General features: G+C 60.3%; 24 protein-coding genes. 14 read left to right on the top strand and 10 right to left on the bottom strand.

Annotation, left to right across the window (positions count from 1 at the left end; genetic code table 11):
• The first annotated feature begins 96 nt into the window (after positions 1-96).
• Entirely contained in the window at positions 97-495 is a 399-nt protein-coding gene (locus ACXAGD_RS16350; protein ID WP_475211957.1) for a GtrA family protein, read from the top strand.
• Positions 496-518: 23 nt separating this feature from the next.
• On the opposite strand, the gene ACXAGD_RS16345 is transcribed toward ACXAGD_RS16350, so the two are convergent.
• From ACXAGD_RS16345 to ACXAGD_RS16335, 3 genes are all read right to left on the bottom strand, one after another.
• A complete protein-coding gene (locus ACXAGD_RS16345) occupies positions 519-761 on the bottom strand; it encodes a hypothetical protein (RefSeq protein WP_475211956.1) in 243 nt (80 codons plus the stop codon).
• Positions 751-2,139: a GMC oxidoreductase gene (locus tag ACXAGD_RS16340; RefSeq protein ID WP_475211955.1), complete on the bottom strand. Its 1,389-nt coding sequence runs from the start codon at positions 2,137-2,139 to the stop codon at positions 751-753. The genes ACXAGD_RS16345 and ACXAGD_RS16340 overlap by 11 nt, the downstream gene beginning before the upstream one ends.
• A 178-nt stretch (positions 2,140-2,317) precedes the next feature.
• Positions 2,318-4,465 (bottom strand): GumC family protein, encoded by a 2,148-nt coding sequence (locus ACXAGD_RS16335; protein ID WP_475211954.1) that lies wholly within the window; start codon positions 4,463-4,465, stop codon positions 2,318-2,320.
• A gap of 411 nt (positions 4,466-4,876) precedes the next feature.
• Between ACXAGD_RS16335 and ACXAGD_RS16330 the strand changes: the two genes are divergently transcribed.
• The 11 genes from ACXAGD_RS16330 (at position 4,877) to ACXAGD_RS16280 (ending at position 15,161) form a co-directional block, all read left to right on the top strand.
• The gene (locus ACXAGD_RS16330) at positions 4,877-5,629 is read left to right on the top strand and encodes a WecB/TagA/CpsF family glycosyltransferase (RefSeq protein ID WP_475211953.1); all 753 of its coding nucleotides are present in this window, start codon (positions 4,877-4,879) and stop codon (positions 5,627-5,629) included.
• Positions 5,630-5,704: 75 nt separating this feature from the next.
• Positions 5,705-6,571 (top strand): sulfotransferase domain-containing protein, encoded by an 867-nt coding sequence (locus ACXAGD_RS16325; RefSeq protein ID WP_475211952.1) that lies wholly within the window; start codon positions 5,705-5,707, stop codon positions 6,569-6,571.
• Between the two features lie 3 nt (positions 6,572-6,574).
• Complete coding sequence (locus ACXAGD_RS16320; RefSeq protein ID WP_475211951.1) at positions 6,575-7,546, top strand: sulfotransferase family protein; 972 nt, start codon at positions 6,575-6,577, stop codon at positions 7,544-7,546.
• Complete coding sequence (locus tag ACXAGD_RS16315; RefSeq protein ID WP_475211950.1) at positions 7,479-8,501, top strand: glycosyltransferase family 2 protein; 1,023 nt, start codon at positions 7,479-7,481, stop codon at positions 8,499-8,501. The genes ACXAGD_RS16320 and ACXAGD_RS16315 overlap by 68 nt, the downstream gene beginning before the upstream one ends.
• Before the next feature lies 1 nt (position 8,502).
• On the top strand, positions 8,503-9,465 hold the full coding sequence (locus tag ACXAGD_RS16310; protein WP_475211949.1) for a glycosyltransferase family 2 protein: 963 nt from the start codon (positions 8,503-8,505) through the stop codon (positions 9,463-9,465).
• 3 nt (positions 9,466-9,468) lie between these two features.
• Positions 9,469-12,018, top strand: coding sequence for a glycoside hydrolase family 9 protein (locus ACXAGD_RS16305; protein WP_475211948.1), 2,550 nt, complete (start codon positions 9,469-9,471; stop codon positions 12,016-12,018).
• Between the two features lie 163 nt (positions 12,019-12,181).
• Positions 12,182-12,610 (top strand): hypothetical protein, encoded by a 429-nt coding sequence (locus tag ACXAGD_RS16300; protein ID WP_475211947.1) that lies wholly within the window; start codon positions 12,182-12,184, stop codon positions 12,608-12,610.
• Complete coding sequence (locus ACXAGD_RS16295) at positions 12,607-13,272, top strand: MotA/TolQ/ExbB proton channel family protein (RefSeq protein ID WP_475211946.1); 666 nt, start codon at positions 12,607-12,609, stop codon at positions 13,270-13,272. The genes ACXAGD_RS16300 and ACXAGD_RS16295 overlap by 4 nt, the downstream gene beginning before the upstream one ends.
• The gene (locus ACXAGD_RS16290) at positions 13,265-13,630 is read left to right on the top strand and encodes an ExbD/TolR family protein (protein WP_475211945.1); all 366 of its coding nucleotides are present in this window, start codon (positions 13,265-13,267) and stop codon (positions 13,628-13,630) included. The genes ACXAGD_RS16295 and ACXAGD_RS16290 overlap by 8 nt, the downstream gene beginning before the upstream one ends.
• A complete protein-coding gene (locus ACXAGD_RS16285; protein ID WP_475211944.1) occupies positions 13,627-14,004 on the top strand; it encodes an ExbD/TolR family protein in 378 nt (125 codons plus the stop codon). The genes ACXAGD_RS16290 and ACXAGD_RS16285 overlap by 4 nt, the downstream gene beginning before the upstream one ends.
• Positions 14,001-15,161, top strand: coding sequence for an energy transducer TonB family protein (locus tag ACXAGD_RS16280; protein WP_475211943.1), 1,161 nt, complete (start codon positions 14,001-14,003; stop codon positions 15,159-15,161). Before ACXAGD_RS16285 ends, ACXAGD_RS16280 begins: the two co-directional genes overlap by 4 nt.
• A 12-nt stretch (positions 15,162-15,173) precedes the next feature.
• Here the strand turns inward: ACXAGD_RS16280 and ACXAGD_RS16275 are convergent, their stop codons facing one another.
• Genes ACXAGD_RS16275 through ACXAGD_RS16255 form a run of 5 tightly spaced genes read right to left on the bottom strand, consistent with a single transcriptional unit; the run spans position 15,174 to position 19,380 of the window.
• A complete protein-coding gene (locus tag ACXAGD_RS16275) occupies positions 15,174-15,716 on the bottom strand; it encodes a DUF3833 domain-containing protein (RefSeq protein ID WP_475211942.1) in 543 nt (180 codons plus the stop codon).
• Complete coding sequence (locus ACXAGD_RS16270; protein ID WP_475211941.1) at positions 15,713-16,330, bottom strand: DUF3833 domain-containing protein; 618 nt, start codon at positions 16,328-16,330, stop codon at positions 15,713-15,715. The genes ACXAGD_RS16275 and ACXAGD_RS16270 overlap by 4 nt, the downstream gene beginning before the upstream one ends.
• On the bottom strand, positions 16,327-17,550 hold the full coding sequence (locus tag ACXAGD_RS16265) for an MFS transporter (protein WP_475211940.1): 1,224 nt from the start codon (positions 17,548-17,550) through the stop codon (positions 16,327-16,329). Before ACXAGD_RS16265 ends, ACXAGD_RS16270 begins: the two co-directional genes overlap by 4 nt.
• Positions 17,550-18,095, bottom strand: coding sequence for a hypothetical protein (locus ACXAGD_RS16260; RefSeq protein WP_475211939.1), 546 nt, complete (start codon positions 18,093-18,095; stop codon positions 17,550-17,552). The genes ACXAGD_RS16265 and ACXAGD_RS16260 overlap by 1 nt, the downstream gene beginning before the upstream one ends.
• Complete coding sequence (locus ACXAGD_RS16255; protein ID WP_475211938.1) at positions 18,046-19,380, bottom strand: NAD(P)/FAD-dependent oxidoreductase; 1,335 nt, start codon at positions 19,378-19,380, stop codon at positions 18,046-18,048. Before ACXAGD_RS16255 ends, ACXAGD_RS16260 begins: the two co-directional genes overlap by 50 nt.
• Positions 19,381-19,544: 164 nt before the next feature.
• On the opposite strand from ACXAGD_RS16255, the gene ACXAGD_RS16250 reads away from it, so the two are divergent.
• Positions 19,545-20,270 carry an SDR family NAD(P)-dependent oxidoreductase gene (locus ACXAGD_RS16250; RefSeq protein WP_475211937.1) on the top strand — a complete coding sequence of 242 codons (726 nt, stop codon included), beginning with the start codon at positions 19,545-19,547 and terminating at the stop codon, positions 20,268-20,270.
• Positions 20,271-20,287: 17 nt separating this feature from the next.
• Here ACXAGD_RS16250 and ACXAGD_RS16245 read toward each other — a convergent pair whose 3' ends face one another.
• Complete coding sequence (locus tag ACXAGD_RS16245) at positions 20,288-21,940, bottom strand: DUF6504 family protein (protein WP_475211936.1); 1,653 nt, start codon at positions 21,938-21,940, stop codon at positions 20,288-20,290.
• Between the two features lie 61 nt (positions 21,941-22,001).
• Positions 22,002-22,292: an I78 family peptidase inhibitor gene (locus ACXAGD_RS16240; RefSeq protein WP_475211935.1), complete on the bottom strand. Its 291-nt coding sequence runs from the start codon at positions 22,290-22,292 to the stop codon at positions 22,002-22,004.
• Positions 22,293-22,421: 129 nt separating this feature from the next.
• Here ACXAGD_RS16240 and ACXAGD_RS16235 point away from each other — a divergent pair, with 129 nt between their 5' ends.
• The gene (locus ACXAGD_RS16235; RefSeq protein WP_475211934.1) at positions 22,422-23,534 is read left to right on the top strand and encodes an S-(hydroxymethyl)glutathione dehydrogenase/class III alcohol dehydrogenase; all 1,113 of its coding nucleotides are present in this window, start codon (positions 22,422-22,424) and stop codon (positions 23,532-23,534) included.
• Positions 23,535-23,579 lie beyond the last annotated feature (45 nt).

Here is a 23,579-nt window from a genome sequence, read left to right as displayed (position 1 = left end):
ATAAGCCGTGCAATGCGCTAGCCCAGCGGTCGCGCCGTTCAGGCATAGCGCCAAGGGCACTTTGGGAAAGTTGATTTCAGCGGTGATGTTCTAAAGATGCCCTCTTCTCAGTTCCTGAAATTCGCCATTGTGGGTGCCATTGCTTTTGTGGTCGACGCGGTGCTGCTGATAATAGCGATCGAGGGGCTGAACTGGGCGCCCGAGGTCGCGCGCATATTGTCCTTTCTCGGGGCTGTGAGCACGACATGGTATCTGAACAGAACCTATACATTTGCCACTCAGACCTCACCCACCGTGAAAGAATTCATCAGCTATGTGCTGGCGATGAGCTTTGGACTGGCGGTGAACTACGCCGTTTTTGTCGCCGTGATCAGGTTGAATGAGGTTGCCGGTGCCTATCCGGTGATAGCGTTGGTGCCTTCGACGCTGGCCGGGATGATCATCAACTTCCTGTTTTCACGCCGCATTCTGGATGCAGGTGATGCCTCGAAATGAAGGTTCGTGCGCAATGGCGGGGCTTATTCCGCAACCGTGTTTGCGGCCAGATGGCGGCTTAGTTCTTCCCGGTCTTCGGGCGTCAGAAGCCATTCGTCATCTGTCCCGGTTGCCAGCCCCAACTGATCGATATTGGGGCGCGACACCCCAAGAATCCGCCGGATCTGGTCGCGAAACTTAAAGCCGACGACGCCGGTGATGGCGCCTCCGGCGGCGAAACCGCCGGCGCCGAACATGAGGTTTCTGCGGGTTACGTCAAACTTCATTTATCACCCCCAGTTTGTCACCCAGTCGCGCCGCAAGCGCCATGATGGTGAGCGTAGGATTGGCGTGACCACCAGATGCAAACACCGATGAGCCCGCGACAAACAGGTTTTGATACCCGTGCACGCGGCAATCGGCATCGACGACGCTGGTCTTCGGGCTGGCCCCCATCCGCGTCGTGCCCAGAGTGTGACCGCCCCCGGTGACGCCGAACATGATCTCTTCGTTTGATACGCGCAAGCGCCCGGTATCCGAAGCGATCAGCCGCTCGCCCAGCGTCTCAAGAAAGATATCAACTGCCCGGAAACTGCGGGCACCGATGTGAAAATCGGTGCGCAGCTTTCGCAAACCGGCAGGATCGGTGCCCTCTCTAACCGTGACCCTGTTTTCGGGCTCGGAGTCCATTTCGGCCCGGACGATGATGCCATAGGCCTTGGCGCTGTCGCCCCATTTGCTGGCGAACATCGTTTCGACCGGGTCTTCTGAAATAAACCTTCCCGGGTACAGAGCGACCGACACCTCAAGCCCGCCGATCTGCTGGTATAGATCCTGGTCCGGTTCCAGCAGGGCTGTCAGCTCGCCGAACCCATCGGGAACGGTGGGAAAGCGGAAGCCCCCGTTGCCGATCAGCTTTGCACAATCGGGGAAGTGCGGATGCTCCATCAGATAGCGGCCAACCTGATCGTTTTCGTTGCCGACCGCAGGCCCGTTTTCGGATTGCGAGCTAAGCAAGATCTGCGCGTTGCCCATTGCCCCGGCAGCCAGCACGACTGCCTGACCATCCCGCAGGTCAATGCGCCTGCTGCCGCCATCCAGCGTGTAGATCGTGATGGCCTCAACCCCCCGGCGGTCTTGTCTTGGATGCAGGTGGCTGAGCGTTGTGCCAAGCGCCAGATCGGTTGTCGACAGTTGGTCATAAAGCTGGGGCTCGCGGATCAAGCGCAGCGGGTCCTCGGTGGAAATGGGCCGATAGACGAAGCCCGGCTCGAACGCCGCCGCGTAGGTCAGGAAGGGTTCTGGCCTGCCCAGGTATCCTGCGGCCAATATGTAATACGGGTCCAGATCGCTGCGCGTGATTGGCCATTGACGAAAGTTGCGACTGATCAGCGGGCTGCAATACCCGGCCCAGACAGCAGATGTTCCGCCCATGGCGCGCACCCAATGCAGGGGCCAATGCGACCCGTCCAGATGTCCGCGGCCAAAAATCTGAGCAAAATTGGATTGAATGTCATCGTTGTATTCGGCTTCCCCGGTTTCAAGCATGATCGCGCGTTTGCCGTGAACGCCAAGGCGTTGCACCATCGCATAAGCAGCCAGTCCTGATCCGGCAACGATCACATCGTAGGTGCTGAAATCTGCTTCACTTGCCGATACCCGCATAACGGTCACCCGCTCGATCTGTGTGGGTTGGAAGGCGCATTAAGCGCCCCGGCAAGGCTCAGCGATTTTCGGGTCTGGTCGTGCAGGTTACCTGTCAATCCTTGGCAATAGCGGGACCTGATCCGAAACCCTTTGTCTGTGCGCAAAAGGGCAGGGCCGAGGGGGTTCAAACAACGTCTCATCCGAAATTCGGGTCGCCATAGAGCTTGGCCTTATTCAGATCAACCCGCGTTGCCACCAGAGCCGAGGGGCGCAGGCCCGCGTTTTCCAGCTCGCGTATGGACTGAAACACCGCGTTTTTGCGCGTGCTGTTCCAGCGGGTAAACAGCAGGACCCGATGCGATATCTGCGACAGGTACGAGGATTCAACCGCCGACAGCAAAGGCGGGGTATCCAGCAGGATCACATCATACATGTTCGACAACGACCGCAGCAGATCAAGAAAAGCGGGTGAATACAGGAAGTCCCCGGCATCTGTCTGCGCATCTTCGCCCTGACCTCGGATCAGCGGCAGAATATCCAGACCCTCTTGCGGGCTTCCGACCACGTAGTTCAATAAAAACTCGGGGTCGGTTGCAGAGTGCTGCAGGGCTTCGGGTGTCATTCGGGAATAGACACGATAGGCCGAGGCAACAGTATCGCAGTCAATGATCAGCGTGCGGTATCCCGCTTTTGCGCAGACAGCCCCCAGCAACAGAAGCGCTGAGGATTTGCCCTCGTCCGGCAATGTCGAGGCACCGGAAAAGATCATACAATGGGCCAGAGGTTCGGGTTGGCTGGCCGTCTTGTCCGGATAGTTCGAGAATAGCTGGTCATTTTGCGCGGCGGCGGGATCGCTCTGGCTGGGTGAGACGCGCAGACCGATATCGCTGCTGGCCAGCAGTTTTCGTCCGAAATGCCGCATCTCGGGGGCCAGTTTCCCTGCATGGGCAAAGAAGGTCTCGAAGGGCGGCTCATCCCTGATTTCCGGAAGAATCGCAGACAGTTTTGACCCTGTTGCGCTTTCGAATTCCTGCGTTGTCCGGAGACGCCTTTGAAACAGCTCGTGCAGAATGGTCCAGATCAGGCCACCGAAAATGATCCCAATCATGACGACCATGGCCGTTCGCGACCGCTTGGGCTCGGATGGGTCCACCGCAGGGCGGGCCCTTTCGATGATATGTGCACCGGCGTCCAGGTAGTCGCCTTGCTCGGCCCGGCGGCCCAGCTGTGACACGAAATCCCGATAGATGGCTTCGGTGACCAGAATCTCATTCTCGATCCGCTTGGTGACAGAGTCATGCTGAACCTGACGGGCCTGCTGTTCCTTGAACGTCTCGATGCTTTGTTTCAGCGTGGTCAGCTGGGCATTCAACTGATCCATTTTCCGGTCTGCGGCGGTCTGGATGGCATCCAATGCGGTTATTGCGGCCTGATCGGTAATGTCGGCGTTCCCGCTGCGTGACAGCAACCCGACCTGTGCCGCGTAATCCGCCGCTTCCTGCACTTTGCCCTGTTCGCGCAGAAGTCTGATCGCTGTCGTTTGTTCTTCCAGTTCGATCAGGTTTTCGCTGACCAATGCAGACCGCCGCTCCGCCTTGATCCGCTGCGCCTTGATGGTTGCGTATTCATCGGGGGAATACGGGGTTTCGATCGAATGCGTCTCAAGGTTCGAGCTGAGCTTGTTCAGATCCTCACGCAATTGGCCGATGCGGATGGCCAGCCAGTCCTGCGACTGCCCCAGCGCGTCACGTTTCATTCTGGTCAGCACCGACAGGTATTCCGAGGCCAGGCTGTTGGCGATCTGGGCGGCCTTGCGTTTGGATTCAGAGGTGACGCGGATTTCGTAAACGGCCGAAGTGTCGCCCACCTGTTCAATCCGCCGGGACTTCAACAGGTTTTCAATCGCCGCCTCGTGTCGCAACACCTCCTCAGACCGCGCACCATCAGCCCCGTCCGCATCGTCCTCGCGTGAAAACGCACCGACCAGAGCGTTTTTCAACCCGCGCGCCCACACTATGGGGTTCAATGACAGACCGGATCCTCCGCCAGAAAACTCGGGGTCGTTCTGCAGGTCCAACCGACCCACCACGCTTTCGATCAGGTCGGTTGATCGCAACAGCTGCAATTCACTTTCCAGCGACGTCAGCGAAAGGGGCAGGCCGGACACCTGCGGCGTGAACTGCGTTTCAGTTTGCACTCGGGTCTCAATCATGACCTTGGCGCTTGAGGTGTATTTCGTATCGGCAGTGTAGGTGAACAAATAAGCCAGAAACGCCCCGCCAACGGCTATGCCCAGAATCCACAGAAACGAACGTCGGATGGCCCAGGCAACGTTGGACAGCATTCTGAGTTCGGGGTCGCCTGCAGAAGCATGTCCCAGGCCCGATAACTCTACTTCTAGTCCTCGGCGGTACTGATCAGTCATCACTCATAACAACGTGTGGCACAGATATGGTTCACGTAAGCCCGGTAGCCAATGCTCAACAATACACGCGTCAGCGGCCGTCAGCTGCGGGCCAGAAATACTCAACAATGGGATAAGCAAACCACAATTGACGGTGAAAAGTAAGCAAGTTTGGTTGAAATCGTGAAAATACTCGCGAAATTCGGAACAATCCCGCCGAAAAGAGCTGAATTTCCTAGCAAGAATCGTTGGGCCTGTTAACCTGCTTTCGTATTTGTTTTTTTGTGACCAGTTGGCTTTTACATGAATAAAATCCTGGATAAGCGTCTGCCGCATGCTTTTGTTGGAGGTATGCCAGTTGCCATCGCAGGCGCCCACGAATTGACGGAAGTGATGCTGGAAGACGTACAGCGGCGGCGGAGCGGCAAGCTGAATCGCGCCACGACCGTCTTCTCTTCGAATGCACAGGCAATCTCGCTTTATGCCAGCGACGAGAAATTCGCCCGAACCATGGATTCCGCTGATATCACCCATGCCGATGGTCAGATCGTCGTGTGGGCATCGCGGCTCTCCTATGGGCGTCTGGGTATCCCCGAGCGAACCGCAACCACCGATTTCATCCACTCAGCCGCCAGGGCCGCGGCGGCAAACGGGCTGAGTTTCTATTTGCTAGGCGGTATCGAAGAGATCAATCGCGACTGCGCCGAGAAATTGACTGAGATGTATCCCAGTCTGCAACTGGCGGGGCGGCGGCACGGGTATTTCGACGCTTCGCAAGAGGATGAGGTCGTGGCTGACATCAATGCCAGCGGGGCCGATATTCTTTGGGTCGGGCTGGGCAAGCCAAAGGAACAGTATTTCTCGGAACGGGTTGCGCCGAAGCTGGAACACTGTGCGTGGATCGTGACCTGTGGCGGGTGTTTTCACTATATTGTCGGTGATTACCCGCGCGCGCCCGACTGGATGCAGTCGGTGGGGCTGGAATGGCTGCACCGCGTCGCAACCGGGCCGCGGCATCTCCTGAGGCGATATGTGCGGACCCTGCCGCACGCGGTGAGCATCGTTTTGCGCAAGGACGTACCCAACCGCTTTGGCCGCAGGTAAGGGCGGAACGTCAGGGATGATTTGAGTTGAACTGCCGTCTTTTTCTGGGCGGTGCGTTTTGAAAGGTGAATTGGTGTGAGCAAAGTCGAATTCATCGGAATCGGTGCGCAGAAAGCGGCGACAACGTGGTTGCACCATGTGCTTTCGGGTCATTCTGCCGTGACCACGGGTGACACGAAGGAACTGAACTTTTTCACGGCGAATTACGATCGGGGTTACATCTGGTACGAAAGCTGTTTCGCCGAAGGCCCCGACGGAACCATCAAGGGCGAATGTTCCCCCACCTATTTCTTCAGTCAGGACGCCCCGCAGCGCGCGCGGGACTACAACAAGGATCTCAAGCTGATCTGCATCCTGCGAGACCCGGTCGAGCGCGCCTATTCCAACCACCTGCACGAAATCCGCAAGGGGCATATCGCATCCTCGATCTCGTTCGAGGACGCGCTTGCGCAGAACCCGGCCTACGCGCGGCAGAGCCAGTACAAGATGAACCTTGAACGCTGGCTGGACTGTTTTGACCGCAACGCGTTGCTGTTGCTGTTTTCCGAGGATATCTCGGACGATCCCAAGGGCACCTATGACCAAATATGCCGGCATCTTGCGATCACTCCCGATCACAATCCGGCCTCGCTGTCCGAGCGTCACCATGAAACCGTTACCTATCGCAATCCGACTGTGCAGCGCACGCTGCGCCGGGGGGGCGACATGATGCGGTCCTTGGGGATGCGCGAGGCGGTGCGGACGGTCAAAGGCCTGCCGGGGCTGAAACAGGCCTTGTCGATGAACAGGGAGCATCTGAAATCCAAGGTCGCGCCCCCCACTGGCGAGACGCGCAAGAAACTGACCGACTTGTTCACGCCGGATATGGAGTTTGTGGCCAAGGTTACCGGTCGCGTGGATCTGCCGTGGCAAGCCTGGCGCGAGCGCAGGGACGGCGTGTAAGCGATGCGATTGAACCAGGCAGCCCAAACCCTCGGAGAGATGCGCGTCAACCAAATGGGCCTGATCGCGCGACGCCTGATCGGGGCGCGGTTTCTGACCATAGACGACTTTCTGCCGCCGGTTTCCCCGGATCAGGGCGCGCGTATGGCGGCCCTGGCACGCAGCGCCAGCGGTGAGATTAACGTGCCCATCTTAGTGTTTGGGGTGATGCCGCGTTCGGGCACCAATTTCGTCCGGGATCTAGCGGCCATGCACCCGGATGTCGAAGCGGATGTAGGGCGTTTGTACGAGTTTCCCTTGTTGCATGCAGCAGAGGATGCGGCCGCGTTCGGCCGCGATTTCCTCAGGTATTTCCCGCGCAACGCCGAAGTTTTGGAAGAATACGACTTGCTGGCGATGCTGGCCGGGGCGTGGTTCCGGACTTTGCAGGAACAGTCTCCGGGTAAGCGCATCCTGCTGAAATGCCCGCATGTGCATAACCTGACTCTGGCGCAGTACATCTTTCCGGACGCCAAGCTGATCCTGTGTCTGCGTGACGGGCGCGACGTGGTGGATTCCACGCTCAACACGTTTTCGCGGTATTCGCTGACCCGAAAGACTTTTCGACAACTGGCTGATGAATGGCGCCTTGGAACCGAAGCGATTACCAGCTTTGCCGAGGGCGGGGAAAACGAAAACGACAATACGATGGTGGCCCGCTACGAAGATATCGTCGCGAACCCGCAGCATTTCGTGGCCGAAATGCTGGCCCATACCGAGCTGCCACCGGAGAGCTACCCCTGGCATCAGGTTGACCAAATGCCGGTGCGCGGGTCGTCGCGATCCTCGGCTGCGAACGAGGCACGCTGGCAGCCGCAGGCCAAGCCATCCGATTTCAATCCGGTCAAGCGCTGGGCCGCGTGGTCGGATGCGCAAAAGACGCGGTTCGACAAGCTGGCCGGGCGTGCGTTGGAACTGGCCGGGTATGAGCGGTGATCGCGCCATGACCTCCGGGCCACATATCGCCATCTGCGTTGCCACGTATCTGCGCCCAGACGGGCTGCGGTCTTTGATCGAGAGCCTCAATACCCAGACGCTGGGGCCGGATCAGGTTCGCGTGACGCTGGTGATCGTCGATAATGCGCCTGATGCCTCTGCTGCAGCCGCTTTGGGCGACATTCAAACCCTGTCCCGCTGGCCAGTGATCTATGTAACCGAATCTGAACGCGGCATCGCTGCGGCTCGCAACCGATCCCTGTCTGAAGCGCCTGTCGACGCTGACTTTCTCGCCTTTCTCGACGATGATGAGGTGGTTTCCGATTTTTGGCTGGCCGAGATGCTGACAACCATGGCGCTTCCCGACACCGTCGCCGCGCAGGGCCCCGTCGAGCCGCGCTATCGGCAGACACCGCCCACCTGGGTCGAAGCGCTGAACCTGTTTCGCATGGGGCCGTATGAACAAGGGGATGTGCTGGTGTCGGCAGCCACCAACAATTCCATGGTGCAGGCATCCGTTATTCGGGATCGCTGGCTCAGGTTCGATCCGCGGTTCAACATCACTGGCGGCGAGGATGAAGAGTTCTTTACCCGCTTGCGCGCAGGCGGCGGCACGATCCGTGCAGCGGCCGAGGCACTGGTCTGGGATGACGTGCCTGAAAACCGTGTCTCGCTCCGCTGGTTGCGGCGGCGCTGGTTCCGCAAGGGCAATACGCTCAGCCGCATAGCCCTGATACGGCGCAAGGGCGTTAAGGTGCGGGCGGTCAAAAGTATGGGCGCAATCGGCTGGGGCCTTGTAATGTGCCTGTGCCTTGGATTCGGCTCGCGCGCCAGATGGGTCCGCGGTCTGCTTGAGGTGTATCGCGGCGCCGGCATGATGGCCGGTTTGATGCGGTTTGAGTTCGCCGAATACAGCAGCGCAGCGGTCAAGGTTGATCGGGTCGGAGGGCGCTGAGATGGATCAGCCGGTGTTTTCGATCATCATCCCCGCCCGCAATGCGGATCGGTTCGTGACGGAAACACTCGACAGTGTACTCGCCCAAAGTTTTACGGCGTTCGAGGTGAACTGCATCGACGATGGTTCAACCGATGGCACGCGCGACATCTTTGGCAGCTACGCGCAGCGTGATTCCCGGTTTCATGCAATACAGGGCCCGGCCAAAGGCGTCAGCGCAGCCCGGAATCTGGGTCTGAATCAGGTCAAAACGCCATTTGTGCTGTTTCTGGATGCCGACGATCTGCTGCATCCCGAGGCATTGCAGAGCTACTATGACACGCTGACCGGCAGTTTTACGGTGGGGGCGGTGGCCGGCGTGCAGCGTATGGATATCGATGGCACTCCGATGCGGGGCGCGGACAATCGACGGCTGGTGCCCGCACACGACCAACTGGACGCGCTGTTGTGCAAGAATTTTGTGGTTAATGGCGGGGCACTTGCGTTGAGAACCAATATTGCCCGGCAGGCGGGAGGGTATGACGAAAACCTGATCAAGGGCGAAGATTGGGAATTCTGGTGCCGAGTCGCACTGCTGGGGTCGTTTGCGGTGGTCGCGGGGCCGCCGCTGTTGCGTTACCGTCAGGTGGCCAGCGGTGCCAACCATCAGGCGCGCGGCTCGGTCTTCGCGCGCCGGGTGCCTAGCCTGCAAAAAGTCGCGGCAAATCCGTCCATGCGCGAGAAATACGGGCCCCGGCTGCGTCACCTGCTGCGGGCCCGTCAGATCGACATCTTCTGGTCCGGGGTACGCAACCAATATCAGTACGGTCGCAAATCCACCGCGTTGTTCGAAGGGTTGTGCGGTGCGGTGCTGTATCCCGACAGCCTGTTTCGACCCAAGCTGATCTGGCGATTCCTGCACAGTTTGGACCGATCCGCGAAACAAGGTACCGTCGGACCGCAAAAAACCGAGGGGAGGCACTGACAGATGGCAATTTCCCGACGTGCAGTGCTGCTTCAGGGCACCGCTTTGATAGGGTCTGTTCCGTTTCTGGGCCCGGTGGCCTTTGCCGCGGCTGACCCCGACGGTGCGGTTGGTTTTGCCGGGGATAACATCGTTCAGCTTACCGTCGTTGATACGCTGTTCGATATCTCTAAGACTGTGCCGGTTTCCCAGAAAGACGATCGCAGTTGGTCGCCCGATCCGTTCAACAGTTTTGGTGCGTTGGGGCGGCTCAATGGGGTCGAAGGGTATTTCTCGGGCGATGCCAACCCAACGCAACCGCAGCGCTTTACCCCCATGTCCACGATTGTGCCCGGCAGTCAGTTGTCAGGCTTTCAGACCAGCAATGGGCTTTTTCAAAGGGGCATCCCGGTGGATCGGCCCGACGAATGGCGTGTCAGCATTGACGGAGGCCCCGCCGGCGTCGTGTCGGTCTACCGCAAATCCATTCCTATCCGGACCCGGGCTGTGGCCAAGCGTGACTGGCAGAGTAGCAAGCGGCACAATCTGACCCTGGTGCTGGATCGCGCGATCCCGGAAGGGGCGCAGGTGCTGCTGGAAGGGCCATCCATACCGGCGGCCAGGCAGCGTAAGTCGCCCAAGCTTTTCAGCGAAGCGCTGCATGTGTGCCACGCAGGATATCCGTTGAGTGGCCCCAAAAAGGCCTATGTCGGGGCATGGTGGGGGCATGACGCCGATGGTCGGCCTGGAAACACCGACGCCTTGCTGTCACCGGATACCAAATGGGCAGTCACTTCGACCGCAGATGGTACCAAGGTGCAAAGCGGTACGCTGACGTTGGTCAAACCGGCCTCTGAACCGCACCGCAAGGGTCAGAATTTCAACGGCTGCGACATATACGTGGCCGATTTCTCGGATATCGATGCGGATGGAGAGTACGTTTTGCACGTTGACGGATTCGGCCAGTCCTTTCCGTTCCGCATAACGCCCGCCCCCTATGCTGAGGCCCTGCGCCTGGCGGCACGCTGGTATTTCCGGCAAAGATCGGGGTGCGAAATCGCCGAACCTTTTGGCGAAGGCCGTCCCCGCCCGCGCAATGGCCACCCAGAGGATGGTCTGACCGTCTGGCAGACTGACATACGGCTGGGTGAAACTGGGGAAGGCTACAGCAAGGCCGGCGCAGCCGAGCTGTTGTCGGAACAGCCTGTCGGGGTGACCGGTTTGGACGGCATTCCGGTCTCGGCCCGGGCGCAGGCCAATCCCGATGCCTGGGGCGGGTGGCATGATGCCGGCGATTGGGACCGGCGTATTCAGCACATGGATGCGGTCTTTCACATCGCCAATATCGTCGAAGTGCTCGACCATACCCGCAGCTTGAATCTGAACCTGCCCGAAAGCGGCAAACCCTTTGCGCATCCCGATGTGCTGGCCCGCAAGGACGCAGCAGACCGGGGCGATGGCATGACAGTGTTGCCGGATCTGATTCACGAAGCGCTATGGGGCATTTCGCTGTGGCGCAGGACACAGGGCGCCGATGGCGCGGTGATCGGAGGAGTGGAGTATTCGAACCCGGGGATAATTGGGTCGGTGTCATGGAACCCGGTTCAGATCGCCTATGCCTATGGCCCCGAAGACTGGGCTGCCTATAACTTTGCCCTCAGCGCCGCAAAGCTTGGGCATGTCATCAAACACACCTGCGGTGATCCCATTCTGGGCGACGCGCTGATGGATGAGGCGGTTCGGGCGTGGCGCTGGGCCGAACAGGATTTTCTGTCCGAAAAGCCTGGTGGCCGCGACGCAAAGGCGGAAAAGGTCACGGCCCAGGCGCGCGTTGCGGCAGCTGCAGCCGTGTATCGCGCCAGCGGAGATACGGAGGCCCGCGATGTGTTCGAAGGCCACAACCCCTTTGTGGCCCGGTCAGACACCCCGGCGCAGGGGATCAAAAAGGGGTACTACCCCCACGCCTATGTTGAATATGTGCTGGCCGCGCGCGAGGGCAGGCTGGCGGATCCCGAGATTGTCGCGGCCATCGAAGGCTGGATCGGTTACCGCGCCAAGCGCACCGATCGGATGGGGTCTGACTATGGCCTGCACAGCACCGACACCTATCCCTGGGGGCGCGGTTGGTTGCGGTTTGGGCCCGGATCGAACTGGCGGGCAGAAGAATTTGCACTTTATCAGGCCGTGAACGGCGCATTGCCCCCCCAGATGGCGGATGCCGTGACCGAGGGGATGTGGTTCGGGCTGGGTTGCAACCCGTCCAACACCAGTTTTGTGCAGGGTTTGGGACACCGGGATTTCTCGGACCCGCTGATGCTGGATATGGTCACCGATCCTCCGATCCCGGGGCAGATCAGCTTTGGTGTGGCGGGCGGCAAGTTGCATCAGTGGGAACAGCGCAAGACCGCCGATGCGATTTTCCCGGCCGAGCAGGACGATTGGCCCGTTTATGCGCAGATATTCGAAAGCCAAAGCATCGCGATCTGCGCCGAACACGGGATCAAGTCCAACGCTTTGGAATGGCTGGTGGCCTGCGCGATGGTCAATCAGAACGGTTCCGAACCCTCGCAATAACGCGCTCCAGCGATGGGGTTCACGAAACGGCAGGGTTGAACAGGCCGTAAATCGCCCTTTATCACAAAGGTGTCGGTAACTCTTTCACGCCCCTGCAGTCTTGGATATGACGGGTGGAACGCCGCCAAAGCCTTGCCTGCGTTGAACAATCGGGAGCGCATCCATGAAGTTTCGCCGTCCGGCCCTTGCCGCCACCCTTTGTGTGCTGCCTTTTGCGGCTTTCGCCGAAACCTCACAGGGCGCTCCAGGCTTGATGGTTGAGTTGAACGCGGTCGAAGAGGTCGAAGGCGCCTGCCGCCTGACCTTTCTGGTCGAAAATCAAAGTACAACATCGATCGACAGCGCCAGCTATCAGGTGGTGATTTTCGATGCTGCGGGTGTTTTCGAACGGATCACCCTTTTCGGATTTCGCGACCTGCCGGCTGAACGCCCGCGGGTACGTCAGTTTGATATCCGGGGCACCACCTGCGAAAACATCGGGCGTGTTCTGATCAATGGCGTTAGCAGTTGTATCGTCGGGGGCTTTGACAGCGATCTTTGTGACCAGACACCGACCTTGAACAGCCGAACAGAAGTGGAGCTTTTGGGATGAGTTTTCTTGACGCCCTGCGTGAAATCCTGGCCCTCGGCGGGCCGGTGGTTGCCATCCTGATCGCCATGTCCGTGGTGACGCTGGCGGTGACGCTTTACAAGCTCTGGCAATTCGCCGCTTCGGGCGTGGGACGGCATCGCGTGTTGTCGCAAGCGCTGGACGCCTGGGATGCCGGTGACGAGCAGACCGCCCGCGCGCGACTGGCCAAAAGCCACAGCTACCTTGCGCCACTGGTTGGGGTTGCGATGGACGCGCCGGACGCACCGGGTCTGGATCAGCGACTGGACGCTGAGGCCGGGCTGGCGCTAGCCGGTCTGGAGCGCGGTTTCCGCCTGCTGGACACGGTGGCGCAGCTCGCGCCCCTACTGGGTCTGTTTGGCACGGTACTGGGCATGATCGAGGCGTTCCGCAGCCTGCAATCGGCGGGTTCTTCGGTTGACCCGTCGCTGCTGGCCGGTGGCATCTGGGTGGCGCTGGTGACCACGGCCGTGGGTCTGGCGGTGGCGATGCCGACCTCGATGGTGTTGTCCTGGTTCGAAAGCCGCACCGCACGTGAACGGGTATTTGCCGACAAGGCCCTGCGCACGGTGCTGGTGCCGGGGCAGGCTGTTCCGTTGGCGGAGGACGCGCAACCCATGGCGGCCACGCCTGGACATGCGTAACACCGCACCCTTTGTAAGACGGCCCATGGCGATGACACCGCTCATCGACGTGATCTTTCTGCTGTTGCTGTTCTTCATGCTGACCTCGACCTTTTCAAAATACGGCGAGATCGAGCTAAGCAACGCCACAACCGGAGGGGCCTCAACGGACGCGCCGCAAGACCGTGCCTTTGTTCAGTTGAGCGAAGACGGGCTGGTGTTGAACGGTACACCTGTCACGCTGGATGAGTTGACGGCGCAAGTGAACACCGGGCAGGTGCTGGTCAGCCTTGATCCCGACACGACGGCGCAGCGTCTGGTGGACTTGCTTGTCCTGTTGCGCGGGCGTGAGGGCCTAAACGTGCTGGTGCTGGAATGATCCGCCGAGGCCGCCCCCGCCGCAAACGCGACTCGACGATTGCGCTGATCAATGTCGTGTTCCTGATGCTGATCTTCTTTCTGATCGCGGGTACTGTGGCCACGCCGCTGGACCCTGATCTGAATCTGGTCGACACGTCCGAACTGGACGGGCGCGAGCCGCCGGATGCGTTGGTCCTGCACCGAGATGGCACTCTCAGCTTTCGTGGTGCGCCGATGGAACCGGAGTCCTACATGGCGGGACGCGACCCCGGACCGGTGCGGATCGTGCCGGATCGCGAAGCCTCGGGCGCGCGGTTGATCGAAGTGACCGGAGAGCTGCGCCGCCTCGGTGCGCAATCCGTTTTTGTCGTGACCGAGAAGGCGCTGGAATGATCCGGGGGTCGCTCGTCATCGCGGCCCTTGCCGCGCTGCTGTCGCTGGTGCTGCACCTAACGGGGCTGAGCCTGACCGCACCCAGACTGACGCAGCAGCCGCAAGACGCAGGCCGAGGGGACTCGGTTGAACTGAGCAACAGCTTCGAAGACCTGGTGGACACGATTGCCGAGCCGGTGGAACCCGAACCGCCCGAGGCACCGGAACCCGTGGAAGAAGAGCCCCCGGAACCCGCGCCGGAACCGGCCGAACTCCCGACCACCGAGGTACATGTGGCCTCGGACGACCCCAAGCAGACCTATGCGCCCGACACCGGCACCTCCGAAGTCCTGCAACCGGTCGCGCCCGAGCCGGTCGAGGCCGAGGCTCCTGAAACTCAGGACCCTGCCGACGGCGACAATACCGCCAGCGATGAGGTCGAAGAAACTCCGTCGGCCGAGGCGGCTGAGGTTGCCGAAGCACCCGAAGGCAGCCCCGAGGCAACGGAACCGGCAGAGGAAACCCCGGCCGCACCCGAACCCACCGAAGCCGAGCAGATTGCTGCCCTGCCGGACCCAGCGGAGAGCGCAGTGCCATCGGCTACGCCAGTCGTTCCTGCTGAAAGTGACAATGTTGAGGCCGATATCCCAGCTACACCGTCTGAGCCAGTTCCCGACGCTGAGGAAAGCAGCGAGGAACAGCAGCAAGCGCCGACCTCTTCGGTCCGGCCACGTTTGCCAGACCGGAATGCGCTGCCTGAACCTCCGACCACGTTGCGCACCGCGCGGGATTTCAGCGATTTGCAATATCCGACACAAGAGGTCGAGTCGCCCCTGACCACCTATCAGCGCCAGGGTAGGGATTTGTTCACCTCGGGAAGCAGCGGCTCGCGTTCGGGCGGGCGGAACCCCGGCAACTCGGATCGTACCAACTATGCGGGAAAAGTTTTGGTGCACCTGAACCGTGCGCCGATCGTCTACACAGCGGCGCGGGGCTTTGCGCGGGTATTCTTCAGGATCAACCCAGACGGAACTCTGGCCTTTGTCGATGTCGTGGATACCAATGGCTCACCTGATCTTGAACGGGCGGCCAAGGCGCAGGTCCAAGCAGCCTCACCCTTCCCGAAACCACCGGGTGGTGTCAGCCGGTCGCTGACTTTCGTATATTCCAGCAACTGAACCGTCGGCGGGTTACAGCTTTTCGAAATACAGGATGACTTCACCCAGCCGCACGCCATAGCGCGAGACATAGGCGCGGTTCAGCAGCCGGTCATCGGTTAGCAGCCACATCCAGTCATCGAAATTCACCCGCATGGTGCCGTCTTTCACGGGTAGATCGATTTTGTATTTCCAGTTGAACGTGTCCCCGCGCTCGATCCCGCTGGCGGTACCCAAAACACCCGGAGCGGTGCCGGTCCAGGTATCCTCGCCGGTTTTGGTCAGGGTCCAGATGCGCTGTTCGGTGGCGCCGTCGTCATAGACGAAATCCTCGACGAGCGTCAGGGTTTCACCATCCCATGTGCCGTCGATCTCGACCGTAAAGCGGCGGGGCACATTGCCCAGTACATCCTGAAATTGACCATAGGCGACGGTTTTGCCCTCAAAGAAATCCTCAAGGTTCAGTTGTCGGTCCGAGAGGAAGGTTTTGGGCACGCGCGGTTTGGCCGAGCAGGCCGCCAGAGCGGCCAGCCCCAGAATGGCGAAGGCCGCGATCAGAACCCGGCGGGTGATCATTGCAATGTCCTCGTCTCAGCCGTGGCGTCGTAGCCGTTCGAGCCGCTGACATGGGCGGGCTTCGCGTCAGGGGAGGGGCGCATGGTTGCGACCAGCTCGGCGACTTTGAGGCCGAATTTGCGCATCTCGGAGCGGTTCATGATCACGCCGTTTTCGGTCAGGTACATCCAGTCAGTAACATCCAATGTGTGCCCGCCCGCGTCCTCCGGCAGGATGATCCGGTAGGTCAGTTTCACAGTCGAGCCGGAAATGATGCCTTGACCCTCGCCCACAATATCGTCCGCCGTGGCGGTGAAAGTGTTGCCGGTGCCCAGCGTAAGGTACCACTTGCGGGTCATCTGCTTGCCGTTGGAATAAGTGAAATACTCGGCCAGTGTGCCGGTATTACCATCCCATTCCCCCACCATGCGGGCAACAAAGCTGTTCGACATCTTGCCGTTGGGGCCATAGATCAAGCCTTCGGACAGGATTTCTCCGTTCAGGTGTTCCTTCATTTTGAAAGCTGGTCCGGTTCCGGTGTAATCGGCCGGCGCTTGCGAGCGGAAGCTCAGGAAACGGCGTTTCGCGACGATCAGGACAAGGATGGCGGTAAGAAGGATAGCTACAAACGTCATTTGGCTGAGACCTCCGTTGGCAGCGTCAGGACCAGCCCGAACGCGCCGAGTTTGAGGATGCAGGGCAGCACGGCATAAGCGAGGTTGAGTGTACGCAACGCCTCGGCCGAGTTTGCTTGCCCCGGAGTGAATCCGCTGCGTTCCAGCAGCGGCAGTGTGAAAAAGGCGGCAAGCGCAAGGCCCAGCTTGCCAGCGAAAGACCAGATGCCAAACGCGGCTGAGGCATTCAGCCCTGCGCGTGTCAGCACGACCGAGAACATGGCAGGCAGCACCACCATATCCGCCCCCAGCGCCGCGCCGGATGTCAGGCAGATCACCGCAAATCCGGTCAGGTTTCCGGCCGAAAGGGTGGCGGCGCCGATAAAGCCTGCAATCGACAGTGGCATGGCGATCATCAGAGTCTGTTTCGGGCCAATCCGGTTGCTGAGTTTGGCCCAGAGCGGCACGCTGGCCCCGGCGCTGAGAAAGAACAGGATCAGCAAAGGCCCGGCTTTTCCGGGTAATTGCAGACGGTCTTCGACAAAAAATAGAAACAGGGTCGAGGTGATCGCCACAGGCAGGCTGTTGACCAGCGCAAGAAACAGAAGACGCAACGCGCCTGCCTGACCCAGCCCGGCAAAAGACAGCCCCTGTCCGGTGATCGGGGTACGCCGCCAGATCGGAGCCGTCAGGATCAGGGTCAGGACGGCGAGCAGGCCCAGAAACAACCCAAAAGCCGGATAGCCTTGTGCGCTGGCACCAAAGGCCACGAAAAGGGCAGGAGCGCTGGCGGCAAGGATAACGCCGGTCAGTTGCCCGCCTTCGCGCCAGGCGGCCAGTGTCATTAGCTCTTTCGCGTCAGCGTGTTTGGCAAGCGTTGCACTGCGCCCATAGAGCAGGATTGTTCCAAGACTATAGGCCGAGAACAAAAGTACCAAAACAGACACTAATGCCATGATACTTGCGCCATCGGGCAACCCGAACAACAAAGGAAATCCGATGGCCAGCCCGATCGCGGCGGTTGAGGCGAACAAAAGTTGCGCCCCAGGCCAGCGGTCGATAGCCCAGCCGATCAGAGGATCCTGCACCAGATCGACGATGCGGATCACCAGCAGAACGGTGCCTATCACTCCTAGGCCGATGCCAAGATTCACCGCGGCAAAGCGCGGCAGATGGATATACAGCGGGATACCCGCCGCAGCCAGCATCAGCGCATAGAGACTGACCCTAGGATACAGCATCACTGCCCGCGCAATTTCTGTGTGAAGGCGGCGGAACGGGTATTTTCGCCCAGGAAAACGGACATGAAGCTGCGTTTGATGCCAGGATAAGACATCGTGCAGGTTTTGCGCCCGTTCAGCCAGAAGGAGACCTTGTTCGGACCTTCAGACACTGCCAGATACTGATCGCCTTTGTTGACCGCTTTGAAACAGTTCTGAAGCTGATCGCGTACAGGGGCCGCGCGACCAATACGCGCCATCTCGTCCAGGGTCGAGTTGATCAGCGCCTTTTGTGTAACGTTGCGGCGATATTTTAGCTGCAGCCCGAAATCCTGATTCCAAGTGAAGGGCGCACCACCCGGTGTAAACAGCTGTGCATCATACAGCGGGAATCCCAAATACCTGAACGTCGCGGTGCCGCGCAGCTGCGCATCGTCCAGCGCGTTCAGGCCGGAAGACGCCGCCAGCCCGCCCGGGGCCAGCAGAACAAGCGACAGAAACGCCGCGCGAAGAGGGTTAGATGTCGGCCGAGGCAGGGATGGCCGGATCTTTTGAAAGAATGCCATTGTCAGCTCCGAGTGTCTGCGGGGTGCCGTTCATGCGCTCGACAACATGCATCGCGCTGGCAATCCCGTCTTCGTGAAAGCCATGCCGGTTATATGCACCGGCAAACCAGGTTCGGTTCTGTCCCTGCATCTCGCGGATTTGCCCTTGTGCTTTCAGGGCTGCCTTGTCGAACACCGGATGGGCAAATTCGACCTGATCATAGATTTTATCCGCGGGAATTTCTGACGACGCATTCAGCGTCACGAACAGCGGGTCGCTGTCCGGAATGTTCTGCAAACGGTTCATCCAGTAGGTTACGCCGACACTTCCAGCTTGCGAACGATAGGTCCAGCTGGACCAGCAGGCCCGGCGGCGCGGCATCTGGCGTGGATCGCAATGTAGGATGGCAGTGTTGGGTTGATAGCGAATAGACCCTAACGCGGCCTTTTCCGCCTCAGTAGCGGCCTCACCGAGTATGGCCAAAGACTGGTCGGAATGAGTGGCCAGGATGATTTCATCAAACAGGTCGGCCTGTCCCTGGCTATGTACCGTCACGCCGGTTTCATCGCGCTGGATGCGATCTACGGGCGAGGCCAGCCGGATTTCGCTGCCACGCGCGCGCAAGGCGGCGTCGATGCGGCGAACGTACTCAATGCTCCCGCCTTTGACCGTGTACCACTGATGTTGTTTAACGCGGCCACTGGCCAGCAGAGCGTGATTTTTGAAGAACTGCACCAACGAACGCGCAGGGAACTGATCCACGAACTCGACCGGGGTGGACCAGATCGCGCCGCACATCGGCATTAAGTAATTGTGTCGGAACCAATGGCCAAGGCGCAGTTGGTCGACCAACTCTCCGATCGTGGTGTCGTCATCCTGTGCGGCCTCGGGGGCCTCTTTGCTGAACCGCAGGATGTCGGCGATCATCTTGTAATAAGCGGGGCGGGCGAGGTTGCGCTTCTGCGCCGTAAGCGTGCGCAGACTATTCAGCCCGTATTCAATGCGGCCATCATCGATGGTGGCACCAAAGCTCATCTCGGACTTGATGACTGGAACATTCAGCTCATCGAACAGCCGAGTCAGATAGGGGTAGGTGGCGTAGTTGAACACGATGAACCCGGTGTCGACGGGCTGATCTCCGTTCTTGCCGGCCATTACAGTACGGGCGTGTCCGCCCAGCCGGGGTTCGGCCTCGAACACTGTCACGTCGTTGGATTCTGAAAGATAGTAAGCAGCCGACAGACCTGAGATACCTGCACCTACTACTGCGATTTTCTTGCGTACGCCTCGGGTTTCGTCGAACATGCCATCCTCTTTGTGCGACATTTTACAATAGGATACGTAGCATATGCGGGGGTGGATCAATCGGATTAGAAGTTTTTCTGTAACGCACTAAGTCTTGAAGTCTGGTGAAGTGATCCAGCCCCTTGTCCCGCCCGTAACAAATGAGACGCAACTGGAATGGGCGTATGAGCAGTTTTGACGGAAAAACCTATTGGATTGTCGGCGCCAGCGAAGGGCTGGGCCGGGCGCTGGCCGAAGCGCTGAGCCGTCAGGGTGCGCATCTGGTCTTGTCTGCCCGCAATGCCGACCGTCTGTCCGAAATTTGCGCCGCTTTGCCCAATGCGCAGGCCGTGCCCTGTGACGTAACCGATCTGGACGCCGTGCGCCGTGCCGCGGTCGAGGCCGGAGAGGTCGATGGTCTGGTCTACAACGCCGGAGCCTATGAGCCGATGCGTTCGGGTGATTGGGATACCGAGGCCGTCTTGGCGATGACTGATGTGAACTACACCGGCGCACTGCGAATTCTGGGCGAGACAGTGCCCAAGTTCGTGCGTGAGGGCCGGGGGGATATCACGCTGATCGGGTCTCTGTCCGGCTATCGCGGCTTGCCAGCTGCGGTGGGGTATGCGGCCAGCAAGGCGGCATTGGTGTCGCTGGCAGAAACCATGAGGTTTGATCTGGCGGGAACCGGGGTGACGGTGCGGATTGTCAATCCGGGTTTCATTAAGACCCGCCTGACCGAGAAGAACAACTTCAAGATGCCGATGCTGATGACGCCCGAGGATGCGGCGGACCGGGTAGTCAAAGCGATGTCGCGCCGCCGCTTTCGCACCGATTTTCCGGCACCGTTTTCATGGGTGATCCGGTTGTTGGATTACCTGCCAGATTGGCTGATCTATCGCGGTAAATAGACCCTAATCTAGCCAATTCATCCAAACTGCCCCTGACAGAACCAGCCCGCCGACAGGGTGCCTCCGTGCCCGTAGAACAGCCAAAGCCGTTCCCCTTGTTCGGTCACCACCACCCAGTAATCGCGCACGCCGCTGCGCCAGTTGGGGTCGTCCAGCCACCATTCCGGCGCGATCCGTTCCGGGCCGGTGGCCTGCGCCAGCTGCCAATCGCGGCCACGCCAGCGAAAGGCGCTGGGCACGTCCGGGGTTTCGGGGGCCATCACCGGCTCGGGCTGCCACATCTGCAAGGGGCGCGGGCGCGGGGGGGCAGGCCAGTTCCGCGCCGGTTCCGACCAGGCCGCCGCCAGCGTCTGCGCGGTTTTTTCGGGGATGTGCGAGGCTGCGGGATGTCGCCTTGTGATCGCCTCCAGCCCCACCCGCGCGCCCAGCTTGCCGATCAGGTCTTCAACGGCGGTGTTGCCCTCAAGGCGGTTGCGGGCGACCTGCCGGGCCTCGGCATGGCCTGCCATGGTGCGGGCGTGGATGGGCTCGGACTGGATCGCCTCAAGCCGCAGCATATCGATGCCATAGCCCGCGTCGATCTTGTCGACTTTCATCTCTAACAAAGGGCGAATGCGGTATCGGTCATAGGTGGGACGGGCCAGTCCGACCTCGATGATCTCGGCCGCCTGATCGGCGCGGTGGGCCTCAAGCCGCAGGGTACGGACACCGCGCCCTTTTTCTTCCAACTTGGCGCAGAGCGTGGGCAGCACCCGGTCGATGGCGGCCATCACGTCCTCGGTCAAGCCGATCGGATTGGGCAGGGTCATCCGGACCGCAAAGTGATGTGGCGGGCGGGCGGGCGAGACAGGCTCGGGCGCGCTGCCCATCGCTTGATCCAGCCGCAGCACCAGCCCGCGCCCGAACCGCCGCGCCAACGACGCACGCGGCTGTCCCAGCAGATCCCCGATCCGGCGCAGGCCCAGACGGTTCAGTTGTGCGACTACCTGATCCTCAAGCCGCAGGGCCGCGATGGGCAGGGGGCTAAGCGCGCCATAAGACTGCCCGGGCGATGCAATCCGCGCACCGCTGCCCAAGGCCATCACCTGCGGCGCGGCCCCGCCCTTGGTCCAGTGACGTCGTTTGGTGGCGCGGGCGCGGGTGGCGCGGGCCTCCTGGCTGATGGCGTCGCCGTTTCGATCCGACGTGGCCTCTTGCCCGGCATAACGCGCCAAGGCCCAGGCCGTTCCCAGCGTGTCGGCGATGCCCATCTGTACGCTCAGCCCCATATCGGCGCAGTCGGTTTCAAGCACGCTCAGCAGCGCCTCTTCCCCGCCAAACAGATGAGCACAGCCCGACAGGTCGACGATCAGCCCGTCCGGAGCCTCTTCGGCCACCCATGGGCTGAACTTGCCCGCCCAGCGGCGCAAAGCGTTCAGAAACGCGGCCTCGGCCGGGGCGTTGCGGGGGCGCGTTACCAGTGCCGCACACATGGCATGGGCGTCCCGCACCGGCTGGCCGACGCGCAGACCGGCAGCGTGGGCATCGGCGTTCAACGAAGTGATCACCTGCATGTTCGACTGTTCGGTCACCACAGCCAAAGGCCCATCCTGCAGGCCCCGCGCAGCGCGGACCAGCCGTTCAGCCCCCAAGCGGGGGAACCAGAGCGAGAGTATTCGGCGTTTGGGCATCGGCAGACATCAAAATGTTCCCATTTTGTTCTTATCGTAGAATCGATGCCCGAGTCTACGCTTACCCGCAGGTCAGGCGTTGAATGATCCCAGCGCCGTTGACGAACACGTTCAACCGGTCAATGCGGTAATCCTGCGTCGCCAGATCATCGGGCCCAAGCACCCGCGATCGTTCGGGCAGTTGGCCTTGGATAGCCGAAACCGGCTGACCAATGGAGTCGGCAAAAGCATCGCCCTCACAAAAGGCCAGATCAACGGGTGCCGCTTCGGGCGCAAGACGGGCGTCTTCCGGTGTGGACGGGGTTTCGGCGCAGGCGGCCAGCAGGATCAGGATCGGGATAAAACGGTGCATTGGCGCTCCTCTTTCCGGCAATGTCGTTTCTGCAATATCAAATCCTTAGCCGTTCTGTAACCAGAGTGCAGTTGAAAACGCCCTGCAATTGCCGCAGGGTCGGATCAAAGATGACTGGGAGATAACGATATGCGTACCCGTGCCGCCGTCGCCGTTCAGGCCGGCAAACCTTTGGAAGTGATGGATGTGAACCTCGAGGGTCCCAGGGCTGGCGAGGTTTTGGTGGAAATCAAGGCGACCGGCATTTGCCACACCGATGAATTCACCCTGTCGGGTGCCGACCCCGAGGGCCTGTTCCCGGCGATTCTGGGCCACGAAGGCGCAGGCGTTGTGGTCGAGGTCGGCCCGGGCGTGACCAGCCTGAAACCGGGCGACCACGTGATCCCGCTCTACACCCCCGAATGCCGTGAATGCGAATACTGCCTGAACCCGAAAACCAATCTGTGTCAGGCGATTCGTGAGACGCAGGGCAAGGGGCTGATGCCCGACGGCACTTCGCGCTTTTCGACTTTGGATGGCGATCCGATTCTGCATTACATGGGTTGCTCAACCTTCTCGAACCACACGGTTCTGCCGGAAATCGCGCTGGCCAAGGTACGTGAGGACGCGCCGTTCGATAAGATCTGCTACATCGGTTGTGGCGTAACCACCGGCATCGGCGCGGTGATGAACACCGCAAAGGTGGAAATCGGCAGTCGCGCCATCGTGTTCGGTCTGGGCGGTATCGGCCTGAACGTAATCCAGGGCCTGCGTCTGGCGGGTGCCGATCAGATCGTTGGTGTCGATCTGAATCCGTCCAAGGTTGAGATGGCCACCAAGTTCGGCATGACCGATTTCGTGAACCCGACCGAGGTGGAAGGCGATCTGGTCCCCTATCTGGTCAACCTGACCAAGGGCGGTGCGGACTACACCTTTGACGCCACCGGCAATGTCGGCGTGATGCGCACCGCACTGGAAGCAGCGCATAAAGGCTGGGGTGAGTCGATCATCATCGGCGTGGCCCCTGCGGGCGCCGAAATTTCGACCCGTCCGTTCCAGCTGGTCACCGGCCGCTCGTGGCGCGGTACCGCGTTCGGCGGCGCGCGTGGCCGGACCGACGTGCCGAAAATCGTCGATTGGTACATGGAAGGGAAAATTGAGATCGACCCGATGATCACCCACACCATGGGTCTGGACGACATCAACCACGGCTTTGACCTGATGCACAAAGGTGAAAGCATCCGTTCGGTCGTCGTTTATTGATTCAGCTAAAAAACTATCTCTAAGGGCGGGTTTTTGCTCGCCCTT

The sequence above is a fragment of the Ruegeria sp. ABF4_144 genome (genome assembly GCF_056160045.1).
The sequence above is the reverse complement of the archived record's forward strand: the minus strand, read 5'-3'. Positions and strand labels throughout refer to the sequence as shown.